Origin of the sequence: Pseudomonas extremaustralis (assembly GCF_900102035.1) — a bacterium.
In the GTDB taxonomy this organism is placed as follows: domain Bacteria; phylum Pseudomonadota; class Gammaproteobacteria; order Pseudomonadales; family Pseudomonadaceae; genus Aquipseudomonas; species Aquipseudomonas extremaustralis.
Map to the genome: position 1 here is coordinate 4,111,137 of NZ_LT629689.1, position 15,988 is coordinate 4,127,124.

The window sequence follows — 15,988 nt, forward strand, 5'->3', positions numbered from 1 at the left end:
CCAACCCTGACGCAAGAGTCACTGGAACATTACTTATTTGTTAGACGACCACAAAGTTCCAGAATTGTAATGTTCCCGCCACACAGCCGTTATCCACGGTTTGCAACTATCAGCCCGGGCCAGATCAATAAGAACGCCCGCCTCCATAAGAAGCTGATCACTGCCAATACCAAGGAGCGAAACATGCATATCCGTTATTACGTCCTTCCCCTTTCACTGCTCGCAACAGTGCCCCTGGCAGCCGTGGCCGTGGAAGAAAAACCCGAAGGCTTTATCGAAGGCAGCCGCGTGAACGTGCTGGCGCGCAATTTCTATTTCAACCGCGATGATCGCAAGGGCCAGTCCAGCCCCACCGGCAATGGCTATTCAGAAGCCTGGGCCCAGGGGCTGATCGGCAAGTTCGAATCCGGCTTTACCCAAGGCACTGTGGGGTTTGGCCTGGACGCGTTCGCCATGGTCGGCGTGAAGCTCGACTCGGGCACGGGCCGCAGCGGCGGCAAGGGTTCGTTCGGCGTCCTGCCGGTGGACAGCGACAATCACCCCGAAGACGCCTACAGCAAGGTCGGCGGCGCGGCGAAATTGCGCGTACTCGACACGCTGATCAAGGCCGGCGACGTGTTCCCGCTGACCCCGGTGGTGGCCTATGGCGATTCGCGCGTGTTGCCGGAAAGCTTTCGCGGCGTGACCTTGCAGAACACCAGCCTCGAGGGCCTGAGCCTTCAGGGCGGGCGCCTGAGCGGCATGAGCCAGCCCAATGAAAGCGGCATGGACAAAGGCTTCTCGACGTTTTATGCAGGGCGGGTCGACTCGCCCTGGATCGGCTATGTCGGCGGCGATTACAGCGTGAACCAACACCTGAGCCTGAGTCTCTATGGCAGCCGCCTGAAGGACGCCTGGAACCAGTATTACGCCGGCGGTGCCGCCAGTTATCCGCTGAGCGACGACGTCTCGCTGTTCGGCGACATCAACTATTACAAGGCCGTGGACGAAGGCAAAAAGCTGCTCGGCGAGTTCGACAACACCATCTGGAGCGCCAAGGTCGGCGTCAAGGTCGGCGCCCACAGCCTGGCCGTGTCGCACCAGCGCAACAACGGCAACGACGACTTCGATTACCTGCGCCAGTCGGACTCGATCTTCCTCAACAACTCGATCCAGTACAGCGACTTCAACTCGCCCAAGGAGCGTTCATGGATGCTGCGCTATGACCTGGACATGCAGGCCTTCGGCATTCCCGGCCTGTCGTTCATGACGCGCTACGCCAAGGGCACCGATGCCGATTACAGCCATGCCAACGCGGTCTATATGCGCCGCGACGGCGCCGGCAATCCGCTCACCGATCAGCGCCGCTGGGAACGGGATATCGAAGCCAAGTACGTGGTGCAAAGCGGCAACTTGAAAGATCTGTCCCTGCGATTGCGCCAGGCGACGGTGCGTTCAAGTTCATTTGAATCCGATCTCGAGGAAGTTCGAGTGATTGTCGAATATCCCCTGGCCGTTCTTTAAACCGCGCTGACCGATACCGGCTAATAAGTTGAAGTCTGTCAGAACTGTAATATCGGCCTCACCTTGCCGTTAAGTTGCACTTTTTATACTGACGGTCGAACACACCTCATCTCTGCGGCGTTTGTTTAGCTCCTTTGGAACAGAGATGAATTTTTACGCCCCAGCCGGGGCGTTTTTTTTGTGCGCACATCCGGTGACGAATCGTCGCACACGCCTGAGCTGGCTTGACCCTAAAGCTACTTCAGGCTTCAGAGTTTTTCCTACAGCCCATCTCAAGCCTCTTATGAGGCCATGCCCTTTTCGTTTCCTTTGAAGGTAAATCCCCATGCGTATCCTTGTGGTTGAGGACGAGCAGAAAACCGCCGACTACCTGCAGCAAGGCCTGACCGAAAGCGGTTACGTCGTCGATTGCGCCGCCAGCGGCATCGACGGCCTGCACCTGGCCAGGCAAAACACCTATGAGCTGGTGATCCTCGACGTGAACCTGCCCCACACCGACGGCTGGGACGTGCTGGAGCAACTGCGCCGCGACGGCAACCAGCGCGTGATGATGCTGACCGCGCGCGGCCGGCTGGCCGACAAGATCAAGGGCCTGGACATGGGCGCCGACGATTACCTGGTCAAACCCTTCGAATTCCCCGAATTGCTGGCCCGCGTGCGCACCCTGTTGCGGCGCAGCGAGCACATCCCGGTGCCGGACGTGTTGCGCGTCGCGGACCTGGAGCTGGACCCGCGCCGGCATCGCGCCTACCGCGGCGACCGGCGCATCGACCTGACCACCAAGGAGTTCGCCCTGTTGCATGTGCTGATGCGCCAGACCGGCGAGGTAATGACCCGCACGCAAATCATTTCCCTGGTGTGGGACATGAACTTCGACTGCGACACCAACGTGGTGGAAGTGTCCATCAGCCGCCTGCGCGGCAAGGTCGACGACCAGAGCGAGGTCAAGCTGATTCACACCATTCGCGGCGTGGGCTATGTACTGGAGGCGCGCCAATGAAGACCGGCAGCCTGTCCATGCGCCTGGGGTTGACGGTCAGCCTGATGGGCGCCGGCCTCGTCGTGCTGCTGGCCACCCTGGCCTACCTGGCCCTGACCCACGAGCTGGACAAGCTCGCGCGCAAGGGCCTGGAAAACAAGCTGGAGCAGTTGGAACACACCCTGGGCCAGGGCCTCGACACCCATGACATCAGCGCCCGCCCCCACTCGCTGCTGGACCTGGTGATGGGCCACGACAACATCTACCTGACCATCCTCGGCACCGGGCCGGGCACCCCGGTGCTGCTGAGCGTCGGCGCCAAACCCCAGCAGCCGCTGTTGCTCGACATCCCCGCCGGCAAGCCGCTGGCCTACCTCAATTGGCAGGATAGCGCTGGCAACCGCATGCTCAGCGCCACACGCCTGATGTCATTGCACAATGGCGAACAGGTGCGCGTGCTGATGTCGCTGGACCGCTCCGACGACGAGGCGCTACTCAGCGCCTACCTGCGCTCCACGGTGATTGCCCTGCCGATGCTGCTGATCCTGATCGGCATGAGCGCCTGGTGGCTGGTGCAGCGCGGGTTGGCACCCTTGAAGCTCTTCGGCCATGTCGCGGCCCAAGTCACGACTCAGGACCTGACCCATCGTTTGTCCGTGGACAATCTGCCCAAGGAGCTGAGCGAGTTGGCCCAAGGCTTCAACGTGATGCTCAATCGGTTGGACGCGGGGGTGCAGCAGTTGTCGCAGTTCTCCGACGACCTGGCCCACGAACTGCGCGCGCCGTTGACCAACCTGATGGGCAAGGCGCAAGTGACCCTGTCCCGCGAGCGGCCCTCGGCAGAATACAAAGCGGGCCTGGAATCCTGCACCGAAGAAATGGAGCGCCTGTCGCATATCGTCTCCGACATGCTGTTCCTGGCCCAGGTCAGCCATCCGGCGGCGCGGGCCGGGTTTGGCCGGGTGTCGCTGGGTGAAGAAGCACAGCGGGTGATGGAGTTGTTCGCCCTGAGCGCCGAGGACAAGCACGTGACCCTCAACCTGCGCGGCGACGCCTGGGTGACGGGCGATCGCCTGATGATCCAGCGGGCCATTTCCAACCTGCTGTCCAACGCGATTCGTCACACCCCTGAAGCGTCCACCGTCTTACTGCTGGTGGAGACCTATGGCCAGAGCGCATCGTTGTCGGTCGGCAACCCTGGGCGTGGCATCGAGGCGCACCATCTGCCGCACGTGTTCGAGCGCTTCTACCGCGCCGACAGCAGCCGCACCCGCGCCGAAGGCGGCACCGGCCTCGGGCTGGCCATCGTGCGCTCGATCATGCTCCTGCATCAGGGCCACGCCGACGTCAACAGCCAACCCGGACGCTTCACCCGCTTCAGCCTGGTGTTTCCTCTTCCCGACGATGGGCCCACTGGTACAACGCCGGCAGCACCAGCAAGGTCAGCAACGTAGAGGACACGATCCCGCCGATCACCACCGTCGCCAGCGGCCGCTGCACCTCGGCGCCGGTGCCGGTGGCCAGGGCCATGGGGATAAACCCCAGGGAAGCCACCAGCGCGGTCATCAACACCGGGCGCAGGCGAGTCAACGCGCCCTCGTGGATCGCCAGCGACAACGAGCGCCCGTCCTCGCGCAGGTTGCGGATGAACGCAATCATCACCAGCCCGTTCAACACCGCCACCCCGGACAACGCGATAAACCCCACCCCCGCCGAGATCGACAGCGGAATATCCCGCAGCCACAGGGCCATGATCCCGCCGGTCAACGCGAACGGAATCCCGGTGAACACCAGCAACCCATCCTTGAGGTTGTTGAACATCATGAACAGCAGGCCGAACACCAACAGCAGCGCCACCGGCACCACGATGCGCAGGCGCTCGGAGGCTTCCTTCAACTGCTCGAACTGGCCGCCCCAAGTGGTCCAGTAACCCGCCGGCACCTTGACTTGGGCGGCGATGGCAGCCTCGGCCTCGTCCACGAACGAGCCGATATCCCGCCCGCGCACGTTGGCGCTGACGATCACCAGGCGCTTGCCGTTCTCACGGCTGACCTGGTTCGGGCCGAGCACCAGGTCGAGGCTGGCGACCTGGGACAGCGCGATAAAGCCCAACTGTCCGGGTACGTTGCCCGCCAGCGCGGGCACCGGGATCAACAGCCGCGACAAGCCGTCGATATCAGTGCGCAGCGCGTCGGACAAACGCACGACCATGTCGAAACGCCGGTCGCCTTCGTACAACGTACCGGCCTGGCGCCCACCGACGGCGACGGCCAGGGTGTCCTGCACATCCCCCACATTCAGGCCAAAACGTGCGGCCTTGTCACGGTCGATATTGATGGTCAGCACCGGCAGGCCGGAGGTCTGCTCCACCTTCACCTCGGAAGCGCCATCAAGCTTTTGCAGGGTTTCGGCGATTTCCCCGGCGGTGCGATTGAGCACGGCCATGTCATCGCCGAACACTTTCACCGCCACATCGCTGCGCACGCCGGAAATCAGCTCGTTGAAACGCAGTTGAATCGGTTGCGAAAGTTCATACGCACTGCCCGGCACGATCGCACTGGCGCGCTGGATATCGGCGATCAGGGTTTCGCGGGATTTGTTCGGATCGGGCCACTGGTCCTTGGGTTTGAGCATCACGTAGCTGTCGGAAATATTCGGCGGCATCGGGTCGGAGGCGATCTCCGCGGTCCCGGTGCGCGCAAACACCCGCTGGATTTCCGGCACCTGGGCCATCAAGGTTTTTTCCAGTTGCTGCTGCATCTGCACCGATTGCGTCAGGCTGGTACCCGGCACGCGCAAGGCCTGCTGGGCAAAGTCGCCTTCGCTGAGGCTGGGGATGAATTCACTGCCCATGCGGCTGGCCACCAGGCCCGAGGCGACGATGGTCAGCAGCGCCAGGCCGAACACCAGCGGGCGCCGCGCCATGACCCAATCGAGCACCGGCGCATAGGCCCGGCGCGCGCTGCGCATCACCAGGTTGTCTTCTTCCTTGACCTTGCCGGTGACGAACAGTGCAATCGCGGCCGGCACGAAGGTCACCGACAAAATCATCGCACCGAGCAAGGCGATCACCACGGTGAAGGCCATGGGGTGGAACATCTTCCCGGCCACGCCAGTGAGGGCGAAGATCGGCAGGTACACCACCATGATGATCAGTTGCCCGAAGATCAGCGCGCGCCGCGCCTCCTTGGCGGCGGCGAACACTTCGTGCAGGCGTTCGCTGCGGGTCAGCAAGCGACCGTGACGCTGTTGCGCATGGGCCAGGCGGCGGATGGCGTTCTCGACGATCACCACCGCACCATCGACGATGATGCCGAAGTCCAGCGCGCCGAGGCTCATCAGGTTGGCGCTGACTTTGTTGGTGAACATGCCGGTAAAGGTGAACAACATCGCCAGGGGAATCACCATCGCGGTGATCAACGCCGCACGGATATTACCCAGGAACAGGAACAGCACCGCGACCACCAGCAGCGCGCCTTCAAAGAGGTTTTTCTTTACCGTGGCGATGGCTTTTTCGACCAGATCGGTGCGGTCATAGACGGTCACGGCCACCACGCCTGCGGGCAGCGAACGGTTGATCTGCTCAAGACGCGACGCCACGGCCTGGGACACGCTGCGGCTGTTTTCGCCGATCAGCATGAACACCGTGCCCAGCACCACTTCACGGCCGTTTTCGGTGGCGGCACCGCTGCGCAGCTCACGGCCGATCTCGACCTGGGCCACATTGCGCACGCGAATCGGCGTGCCATCGGCGGAGGTAATCACGATGTTGGCAATATCCTCGATCGACGCCACTTGCCCCGGCGCGCGGATCAGCAACTGTTCGCCGCTGCGCTCGATGTACCCGGCGCCGACGTTGGCATTGTTGCGTTCGAGGGCCGTGACCAGATCACTCAGGGTCAGGTTGTAGGCCGCCAGGCGCTTGGGGTCGGGGGCGATCTGGTATTCCTTGGCGAAGCCGCCGATGGTGTTGATCTCGGCCACGCCGGGCACGTTGCGCAGTTGCGGCTTGATGATCCAGTCCTGGATCACGCGCAGGTCGGTCGGCGTATAGGGCGTGCCGTCGTCCTTGCGCGCGCCCTCTTCGGCTTCCACTGTCCATAGGAAAATTTCCCCGAGCCCGGTGGAAATCGGCCCCATCGCGGTTTCGATGCCCACGGGCAATTGCTCGCGCGCCACTTGCAGGCGCTCGTTGACCAACTGGCGGGCGAAGAACAGGTCGGTGCCGTCCTTGAAGATCACCGTCACCTGGGACAAGCCGGAGCGCGACAGCGAACGGGTCTGCTGCAAACCCGGCAACCCGGCCATGGCGGTTTCGATGGGAAAGGTGATGCGCTGCTCGGTTTCCAGCGGCGAAAAACCGGGCGCCGCCGAGTTGATCTGCACCTGCACGTTGGTGATGTCGGGCACCGCGTCGATGGGCAGTTTCTGGTAGCTGGCGATGCCGACACCGGCCATCAACAGCACCGCCAGCAGCACGATGATGCGCTGCTCGATGGCGAATTGGATAAGGCGCTCAAACATGGGTAATCACTCGCTGGATCAATGGGCGTGCTCGGCCGAGCCCTTGCCCAGTTCGGACTTGAGGATAAAGCTGCCGACCGTGGCCACCTGGGCCCCGGCGTCGAGGCCCTGGCGCACTTCGACGTAGCCGTTTTCACTCGCGCCCAGTTCAAGGTGGCGGGTGACGAAACCGTCCGGGGTGCGCACGAACACCGAGGGTTTGTCCTCGACGGTCTGAATCGCGGCTTGCGGCACGGTGACGTTGGCCTGGTAGGTGTCGGTGGCGATCTGCACGGCGACAAACAACCCCGGGCGCCAGGCGTCATCGGGGTTGGCCACGGTCACGCGCACAGTGGCGGTGCGCGTCTGCTCGCCCAGCAGGTTGCCCACATAGGCCACGGTGCCGAGCACTTCGGTGCCCATTTCGGTGGAACTGACTTTCACCGGTTTGCCCACGCGCACTTTGGTCAAGTCCTTGGGAAACACGCCAAACGTTACCCACACGTGGGACAGGTCCGAGAGGGTGAAGGCGTTGCTGGTCTCGCTGACCACCTCGCCGACGCCCAGGTGTTTTTCCACCACCCGACCGGCGAACGGCGCGCGCAATTCATAGCGATTGCCGCCGACCAGTACCGCGCTGCCGCTGAGGGCGGTCATCTTTTGGCGCGCGTTGTTCAGGGCGATTTCGGCTTCTTGCAGGGCCTGGCGCGCCAGCAGGTAATCCTGCTCGGCGGAGATGTTGTCCTGCCACAACTGGCGCTCGCGCTGGAAGGTAGTGCGCGCCAGTTCGACCCGCCGTTCACTGGCCGCCAACTCACTGCGCTGATCGGAAATCTGCTGGCTGGCGATCACGGCAAGCAGCTCGCCCTTCTTCACCGACTGCCCGAGATTGACCGTCACCGACTCCACCACACCCGCGGCACGCGGGACGATATGCGAGGTGCGGTCCTCGTCGAAACGCACTTCGCCCGGCAGCGTCAGCAGTGTGCTGATCGGCCGCGGTTGGGCCAGGGCCAGTTGAATCCCGGCGGCTTGAATTTGCTGTTCGGTGAGTTCAAGCGCGCCCTCTTCTTCCTCGGCGCCGGCCACGCCGGACAGCATCAGGCTCAAGGCGATGGCCAACGCCACGCCGTGTCGTTTGTTCATAAGGGACTCCAAAAAAATCAAAACCGGGCGAGGTCGCCGTAAATCCGTTCGATGCGCACCCAGGCGTCGGTGGCCTGGGCGGTCGCCGCGAGGTACTGGGTGCGCGCCGCGATCAAGGTGCGCTGGGCGTCGAGCACGTCGAGGAAGTTGAACTTGCCCATCTCGAAACCCCGGGTCGCGGCGTCCACCGCGCTTTGGGCGGCGGGCAGGATCTGCTGGTTGAACGTGCGCACTTCGGTATTGGCGGTCTGCCACAGGTCCAGGGCCTGGCGGGTTTCGGTACGCAGGCGCAGTTCGATGGCGTTGCGCAGGTCGCGGGCCTGGTCGGCACGACGGCTGGCGGCAAGCACATTGCCCTGGTTGCGGTTGAACAACGGAATCGGCATCGACACACCCACCACATTCACCCGCTCGCGCACGCCGGCGTCGTACTGGCTGCCGATGGACACGTCGAGGTCGGGAATGCGCTGGGCTTTTTCCACGCCGATGCTGGCTTCGCTCTGCAGGATCTGCAGTTCGGCCAGGCGCAGTTCGGTGGTCTGTTCGACCCGCGCCAACAATTGCGCGGCTGCTGGCAAGGCGGGTGTAGCCCGGCTCGGCGTGGCGACGGACTCGAAGTCGGCGGCGGCGTTGCCGGTGCTGGCGGCGAGACGGCGATAGGCATCGGTCAGGCCCATTTGCGCACGGTTGAGTTCGAGGCGGATCTCAGACAATTGCACCTGGGCCCGGGTGGCTTCCACCGGCGAGGATTTACCGGCGGTGACGCGCCCGTTGGCGACCACCAGGCCGCGTTCGGCCAGCGCCAGCGAGCGTTGCGCCAGGTCGAGGCGTTCCTGGGCGCGAAGGGCGCCGTAGTAACTGTCGATCACCTCGACGCGCAGCGTGTTGCGCCGCTGTTCCAAGGTGAGTGCGGCGGCGTCCTGAGCACGCGTGGCCAGGTCGATACGCGCCCCACGCTTGCCGCCCAGTTCGAGGGTCTGGCTGAGTTTGATCGTGGTGGTGCGGGTGTCGCGGCGCGTGTCCTCGGCATCCCAGGACGCGACCGGATTGGGGATCAGACCGGCCTGCTGGCGACCGCCTTCGGCGATGTCGATTTCCCACTGCGCCGCGGCCAGGTCGGGGTTGTTGGCAAAGGCGGTTTGCAGGGCTGAGTCGAGTGTCAGGGTCTGGGCGCCGACCCCTTGCGCCGTCGCCAGCAACACGACGACCGACCACAGTAATGTTCTTGCACGAGTTGGCATAACGAGAGTTCCAGGCCCATGAAATGGCGGATAAATCCAAGCCGGGGCACTGTAACTTTCGCTACTTATCAGGGCGGTGGGGGGAACATTACAAATCCGTTAGCAAGGCTCAAGGATGGGTATCTTCGAGGTAACTCTTTCACTGAAATCGCTCTCGCACTTACATCCAATAAAACGACTTTCAAGACCTGCAAGCTATGAACGCCCTTGCTTTGAAAAGCCAATAATGGCATATAGACACCAAGCAACAATTTATCTTTAACAATAATCGCACGGAGCGTGGCAGTGATTACCTACAGCGAAGCTATACAATCAGTTCCCCCTTACCAAATGACCTCTATCCTGCTTGCCAATGGTTTCTCTCAAGCTTGGGATCACAACATATTCAACTATAAGTATTTGCTCCAAGCTGCAAACTTTGGAGATCGCGCGCCTCAAATTCAAGAACTGTTCAAAAAACTTAAAACCTATGACTTTGAAAAAGTCATGAAGCGGCTAGTATCCACACAACTTGTACTTGAGATTTACGGCGCAGACCCGCAACTTATAGAAACGGTAAAACAAGACCAAGAAATACTAAAATCCGCACTTATCAGTGCGATATCCAACACCCACCCCAAGCTACCAAGCAACGTCACCAACGATCAATACACAAGTGTCAGAAAGCTACTATCTCGATTCAATCAAATATTCACCTTGAACTACGACCTCCTACTTTATTGGTCAAAAAACAAAAATGACTTGCCTCCGGAAAACTACTCTACTGACGATGGCTTTAGAGGCTTCCCTACGCACTGGCAAGGGTACGGCACCGACCAAGAGGTGCATTTCCTACATGGAGGCCTTCACATTTACGATACTGTTTCTGGCATAAGAAAACACAAGTGCACAGAAGATGGCGTACCGATAATTGATCAGGTAAGACAAAATTTAGAGCAGGGAAAGTTCCCTCTATTTGTAGCTGAACCCACTCACGAAAAGAAACGAGCAAGGATAGAACACAATCCATATCTAAATTACTGCCTACGGCAGCTCAGAGCCCTGACGGGCACGCTATTCATATATGGCCACTCCATTGCAGACAATGACAGCCACATCTTTGAAGAAATTAAAAAAAGTCACATCACTAAAATATTCATTAGCATTTACGGAGATATGGACAGCAAAGAAAACCGAGCAACCATGATGAGGGCACGAAACCAACTTTTCGGAATGGATATTGAATTTTTCCAAGCTGAAACAACACCTGTCTGGGCAGCGATTTAGCTCGTGCATCCACCACTAGAGCTAACGCCCTATCCAGGCTGACGAATATAGAGTCTAAAAACACATCTTATAGCCCAAGTCTGGGCTATAAGATTCCGCATAAAATATCGCTTCACACATGTATCAGTCGTGAACAATCTGGGCGCGACGACTAAAGACAATAGCACTCCCCACCCCCACCGCGCCCATCACCACGCAATAGCCCACGCAAATCCAGGGGCGGGTCGGCATCAGCGCGATCAGCATCAGCGGTGTGGTACTCGCCCACAGCGCATAGGCGATGTTGTAGGTGAACGAAATCCCCGACACTCGCACCGGCGCCGGAAACAGGCCGACCATCACCGACGGCACCGCGCCCACTACGCCGCAACTCAAGCCCGCCACCGCGTAGGCGGCGCCCAGCCAGAGGCCGCCGTTGATCAGGCTGGCATACAGGATTGCAATGCCCACCGGCAGCAACAGGCTGTAGACCAGCACCGCGCGCCAGGCGCCGATGCGGTCCACCAGCAGGCCGGCGAGGACGCAGCCGATGTTCAGGAAGACGATGCCCAGGGCGCTCAAGGCAAAGGTGTGGCTGGGGCTCATGCCGAAGGTTTTCTGCATCATGGTCGGGGTGATGACGACAAGGACCACCACCGCCGAGGTGAGCACGCAGGTGAGGATCATCGCCGGCAGCAGCACGGCGCGATGGTCGCGCAGCACGGTGCGCAAAGGCAGTTCGGCGGCGGCCTGGCGACGGGCCTGCATCTCCAGGAATACCGGGGTTTCACTGAGCCAGCGGCGCAGCCACACCCCGATGACGCCGAACACACCGCCGAGCAAGAAGGGAAAACGCCAGGCGTAGTCGAGGATTTCAGTGGGGGTGAACACCTGCGCCAGCAGCGTGGCGGTGAGGGCGCCGAGCAGGTAGCCGAAGGTCAGGCCGGCCTGCAGGAAACCCAGGGCATAACCCCGGTGGTTGGGCGGTGCGTGTTCGGCGACGAAGGTCCAGGCGCTGGGTACTTCGCCACCCACTGCCGCGCCTTGCAACACACGCAGCACCAGCAGGATCAGCGGTGCGAAATAGCCGATTTGTGCGTAGGTCGGCATGATCCCGATCAGCAGGCAAGGCAAGGCCATCATCAGGATGCTCAGGCTGAACACGCGTTTGCGTCCCAGATGATCGGCAAAATGCGCCATCAGGATGCCGCCCAGCGGCCGCGCCAGGTAGCCGGTGACGAAGATCCCGAAGCTTTGCAGCAGGCGCAGCCACTCGGGCATTTCCGGGGGGAAGAACAGCTGGCTGAGGGTCAGCGCGAAGAATACGAAAATAATGAAGTCGTAGATTTCCAGGGCGCCGCCCAGGGCGGCCAGGCCCAGGGTTTTGTAATCGGAGCGGGAAAAGCGCTGTGCCTGTGCAAGCGAGGTGGCAGTCATGTTGAGGCTCGGCAGACAAACAAAATGGCGTGCAGGTTATGAGCTGAGCCAGATGATGGCAATCGCGGCAGATATATTTGTTTTCCTCATGGATCGATGAAGATAACTGCATTCCCATATCAATGGCCGTAGCGGAACATGCCGGAAAATTGCCAACTCCATAATAAATACAAGAGGTATGACTCGTGGCCGATGCTATCGAAGAAAGCCGCTATGCCCGATTTGCCCTGCGTTGCTCCAACTTTGCCGAGCGCTGGTTCCCCGACTCCTGGGTGTTCGCCGCCCTGGCCGTGATCGTCGTCGCCGTGGCGACCCTGGGCGTGGGCGCCGCACCGGGCGAAGCCGCCAAGGCCTTTGGCGATGGGTTCTGGAGCCTGATCCCGTTCACTATGCAGATGGCCTTTGTGGTGATCGGCGGTTACGTAGTCGCCAGCTCGCCACCGGCGGTGAAGCTGATCGACCGCCTGGCGCGCATCCCGAAGAACGGCCGCTCGGCCGTGGCCTGGATGGCGTTGATTTCCATGGTGGCCTCGTTGCTCAACTGGGGCCTGTCCCTGGTGTTCGGCGGGTTGCTGGTGCGCGCGCTGGCGCGGCGTACCGACTTGCGCATGGACTACCGCGCTGCCGGCGCTGCGGCCTACCTGGGCCTCGGCGCGGTGTGGGCGCTGGGGCTGTCGTCGTCGGCCGCGCAGTTGCAGGCCAACCCGGCCAGCCTGCCGCCGTCGATCCTGTCGATCACCGGGATGATCCCGTTCACCGAGACCATCTTCCTGTGGCAATCGGGCGTGCTGTTGCTGGCGCTGATCGTGGTGTCGCTGATCATCGCCTACGCCACCGCCCCCGGCCCGAACAGCGCCCGGGATGCCCAGGCCTGCGGCGTCGACCCCGCGTTCAACCTGCCCAAGCCGCAAGCACCGAGCCGTCCGGGCGAATGGCTGGAACACAGCCCGCTGCTGACCATCCTGCTGGCGTTGCTGGCGGCCGGCTGGCTGTTCCACGAGTTCTCGACCAAGCCGGCGATCAGCGCGATCTCGGGGCTGAACACTTACAACTTCCTGTTCATCATGGTCGGTGCCCTGCTGCACTGGCGCCCGCGCAGCTTCCTCGACGCCGTGGCCCGCGCCGTGCCGACCACCACCGGCGTGCTGATCCAGTTCCCGCTGTACGGCTCGATCGCCGCGCTGATGACCGTGGTCAAGGGCGGCGACAGCCAGACCCTGGCGCACCACATCTCGACCTTCTTCACCTCCATCGCCTCCCACGACACCTACGCGCTGCTGATGGGCGTGTACTCGGCGGTACTGGGCTTCTTCATCCCGTCGGGCGGCGGCAAGTGGATCATCGAAGCGCCCTACGTGATGCAAGTGGCCAATGACCTGCAATACCACCTGGGCTGGGCCGTGCAGATCTACAACGCCGCCGAGGCGCTGCCGAACCTGATCAATCCGTTCTATATGCTGCCGCTGCTGGGGGTGCTGGGGTTGAAGGCGCGGGACTTGATCGGGTTTTCGTTCGTGCAGTTGCTGGTGCACACGCCGCTGGTGTTGTTCCTGCTGTGGGCGTTGGGGACGACGTTGAAGTATTTGCCGCCGGTGATGCCTTAACGTGTGGATGGAAGCGACGAGCTGAAAGCCGCTTTTCCGATAAAACCCGTGGGCTTGTCCCACTCAAAACGAGGCCAAGCCCTGACTCCGTCCACCAGCGTCTTTGATTAACCTGACCCGGATGACTCCTCACCCACCAAGGAAAATCCGATGACCCCTTTATCCAAATCACTGGAAGAGCTGCTCAATGATATTTACCAGGACGACACCGTCTCCTTCGGGGAGTACAAGGCCCTGCGTGATGATGCCGATCGCCGCATGAATGCGGTCATCCAGGAGTTTGGCCAGCACAACAACGTGACCGCGTTCCAGAAAGCCATGGATGTGGCCATGCAGTTGCTGCAGACCAGTGTCATCGACGCAAAGAAAGCCAGGCTGACCGACACGGGCGAAGCCATCGTCAAGGATGCCGTGACGGCGCAGGTGGAGTATTTGCGCGCCGGCAGCCAATTGGCCCTGCGGCTGTTGTGATCGGCTGAAAAAGCCTGTCTTCGTTCCGTCATATTGCATTGCTACCGTCCTGCGAAATATCTTGCAATATTTCCCCAGGAACGCCCCGCATGAGCGACGAGCACGAAGACCGCCCTTCCGCCGATTCCGTCACCCCACCGCCGGTCGATACCAGCCGGCGGCGTTTCCTCGGGGGCGCGGCGGTGCTGGGGGTGGGCGCGACCTTGGGCGCCTGTGGCGATACCCGTGACGCGCCGGGCAAGCCGGTGGCACGGCCGCTCACCCCGCAGGAACTGGACAAGGCCTTGCGCGACCAGGTGAAGACCGTGGTGGTGATCTATGCCGAGAACCGCAGTTTCAACAACCTGTTTGCCGATTTCCCTGGCGTGGAGAAGCCACTGTCGGCGCTATCCGCCGCTGACTGTCAACAGCGCGACCGCGACGGCAGCGTATTGACCAGCCTGCCTCCGGTCTGGGGTGGCGTGTTGCAGGTCGGCGCGCAAAGCGTGGATGGGGTGACCTACCCCAACGCCGTGCAATTCCAGGAAAACCTGCCCAACGCGCCGTTCGCCCTCAAGGGTCCGAACGCCGAAGACCTGCCCCTGAGCCTGGTCACTCGCGACTTGTGGCACGTGTTCTACCAGAACCAGATGCAGATCAACGGCGGCAAGAACGACGGTTTCGTCGCCTGGGCGGACTCCGGCGGCCTGGTGATGGGGCATTACGCCCAGAGCCGTTATTCCCTGCGCCTGTGGGACGTGGCCAAGGAGTTTGTGCTCTGCGATAACTTCTTCCAGGGCGCGTTTGGCGGTTCATTCCTCAACCATCAATACCTGATCAGCGCCACCGCGCCGTTCTATCCGAATGCCGCGCAGTCGGTGGCCAAGGCGCAGATCGCCACGCTGCAGAGCGATGACCCCACCGACACGCGCCTCAAGCCGTTGGACAAGTCCCCCGCCAGCGCCATGACCGGCCCGCCGCAGTTCGGCCCCAGTGCATTGACCCCGGACGGCTACGCCGTGAATACCCTGGCCCCGCCCTACTGGCCGACCTGGATTCGCGACCCGGAAAACCCGGATTATTCCAAGCCCGACCTGCCCAACGTCCTGATGCCGCAAACCCACGAGCATATCGGCGACAAGCTGTCGAAAAAGAACATCGATTGGGCCTGGTATGCCGGCGCGTGGCAGGCAACGCTGGAGCAGTTCAAGGATTCGGACGGCATTCCCAAGATCCCCAACTTCCAGTACCACCATCAGCCCTTCAACTACTTCAAGCAGCAGGGTCCCGAAAACCGTACCGAGCGCGACAAGCGCCTGCGCGATGGCGGCCTGGGCGAAGAGGCCGGCACCAACAAGTTTTTCGCCGACGCCCAGGCGGGCAAGTTGCCGGCCGTGACCTTCTACAAACCCCAGGGCAACCTGAACATGCACGCGGGTTATGCCGACGTAGCTTCCGGCGATCGCCATATCACCCGCGCCCTGAAGGTGCTGCAGGAAAGCCCGCAGTGGAAAAACATGGTGGTAGTGGTGACCGTCGATGAAAACGGCGGCTGGTGGGACCACGTGGCGCCGCCCAAGGGCGACCGCTGGGGCCCTGGCACGCGGGTGCCGGCGATCGTGGTATCGCCGTTCGCGCGCAAAGGCATGGTGGACCATACGGTGTACGACACGGCGTCGATCCTGCGCCTGATCACCCGGGTCTTCCAACTCGAGACACTGGACGGTCTCAAGCAGCGCGACGACGCAATGATCGCCCGTGGCCAGAAGCCCATGGGGGATTTGAGCAACACCTTGCAATTCAACGTATAGGACGCTTATCCAATAGCGACATGTGGGGCAATTGAGTACGCGGTTTTCCTGGTCAGCCGCTACTGTGTG

At 61.6% G+C, this 15,988-nt stretch carries 11 protein-coding genes; 7 read left to right on the forward strand and 4 right to left on the reverse strand.

Annotated features, from left to right (window positions below):
* The first annotated feature begins 183 nt into the window (after positions 1-183).
* The 3 genes from BLR63_RS19045 (at position 184) to BLR63_RS19055 (ending at position 3,936) form a co-directional block, all read left to right on the forward strand.
* Positions 184-1,503 (forward strand): OprD family porin, encoded by a 1,320-nt coding sequence (locus tag BLR63_RS19045; RefSeq protein ID WP_042947356.1) that lies wholly within the window; start codon positions 184-186, stop codon positions 1,501-1,503.
* A gap of 325 nt (positions 1,504-1,828) precedes the next feature.
* The gene (locus BLR63_RS19050) at positions 1,829-2,503 is read left to right on the forward strand and encodes a heavy metal response regulator transcription factor (RefSeq protein WP_010566772.1); all 675 of its coding nucleotides are present in this window, start codon (positions 1,829-1,831) and stop codon (positions 2,501-2,503) included.
* Positions 2,500-3,936: a heavy metal sensor histidine kinase gene (locus BLR63_RS19055; RefSeq protein ID WP_010566771.1), complete on the forward strand. Its 1,437-nt coding sequence runs from the start codon at positions 2,500-2,502 to the stop codon at positions 3,934-3,936. Before BLR63_RS19050 ends, BLR63_RS19055 begins: the two co-directional genes overlap by 4 nt.
* Here BLR63_RS19055 and BLR63_RS19060 read toward each other — a convergent pair.
* From BLR63_RS19060 to BLR63_RS19070, 3 genes are read right to left on the reverse strand one after another with little or no spacing between them, the layout of a single operon-like run.
* A complete protein-coding gene (locus BLR63_RS19060; RefSeq protein WP_010566770.1) occupies positions 3,860-7,006 on the reverse strand; it encodes a CusA/CzcA family heavy metal efflux RND transporter in 3,147 nt (1,048 codons plus the stop codon). The two genes, BLR63_RS19055 and BLR63_RS19060, sit on opposite strands and share 77 nt — an antisense overlap.
* 18 nt (positions 7,007-7,024) lie before the next feature.
* Positions 7,025-8,131 carry an efflux RND transporter periplasmic adaptor subunit gene (locus BLR63_RS19065; RefSeq protein ID WP_010566769.1) on the reverse strand — a complete coding sequence of 369 codons (1,107 nt, stop codon included), beginning with the start codon at positions 8,129-8,131 and terminating at the stop codon, positions 7,025-7,027.
* A 17-nt stretch (positions 8,132-8,148) separates the two neighbouring features.
* Complete coding sequence (locus BLR63_RS19070; RefSeq protein WP_042947349.1) at positions 8,149-9,372, reverse strand: TolC family protein; 1,224 nt, start codon at positions 9,370-9,372, stop codon at positions 8,149-8,151.
* Between the two features lie 285 nt (positions 9,373-9,657).
* Between BLR63_RS19070 and BLR63_RS19075 the strand changes: the two genes are divergently transcribed.
* Positions 9,658-10,638: a DUF4917 family protein gene (locus BLR63_RS19075; RefSeq protein WP_010566767.1), complete on the forward strand. Its 981-nt coding sequence runs from the start codon at positions 9,658-9,660 to the stop codon at positions 10,636-10,638.
* A 123-nt stretch (positions 10,639-10,761) separates the two neighbouring features.
* Here BLR63_RS19075 and BLR63_RS19080 read toward each other — a convergent pair whose 3' ends face one another.
* A complete protein-coding gene (locus tag BLR63_RS19080) occupies positions 10,762-12,054 on the reverse strand; it encodes an MFS transporter (RefSeq protein ID WP_010566766.1) in 1,293 nt (430 codons plus the stop codon).
* 185 nt (positions 12,055-12,239) lie between these two features.
* On the opposite strand from BLR63_RS19080, the gene BLR63_RS19085 reads away from it, so the two are divergent.
* The 3 genes from BLR63_RS19085 to acpA all read left to right on the forward strand — a co-directional run bounded on the left by BLR63_RS19085 (position 12,240) and on the right by acpA (position 15,919).
* Complete coding sequence (locus BLR63_RS19085; protein WP_010566765.1) at positions 12,240-13,658, forward strand: short-chain fatty acid transporter; 1,419 nt, start codon at positions 12,240-12,242, stop codon at positions 13,656-13,658.
* A 150-nt stretch (positions 13,659-13,808) separates the two neighbouring features.
* A complete protein-coding gene (locus BLR63_RS19090) occupies positions 13,809-14,129 on the forward strand; it encodes a hypothetical protein (protein WP_010566764.1) in 321 nt (106 codons plus the stop codon).
* A gap of 89 nt (positions 14,130-14,218) precedes the next feature.
* The gene (gene acpA, locus BLR63_RS19095; protein WP_010566763.1) at positions 14,219-15,919 is read left to right on the forward strand and encodes an acid phosphatase; all 1,701 of its coding nucleotides are present in this window, start codon (positions 14,219-14,221) and stop codon (positions 15,917-15,919) included.
* Positions 15,920-15,988: the final 69 nt, after the last annotated feature.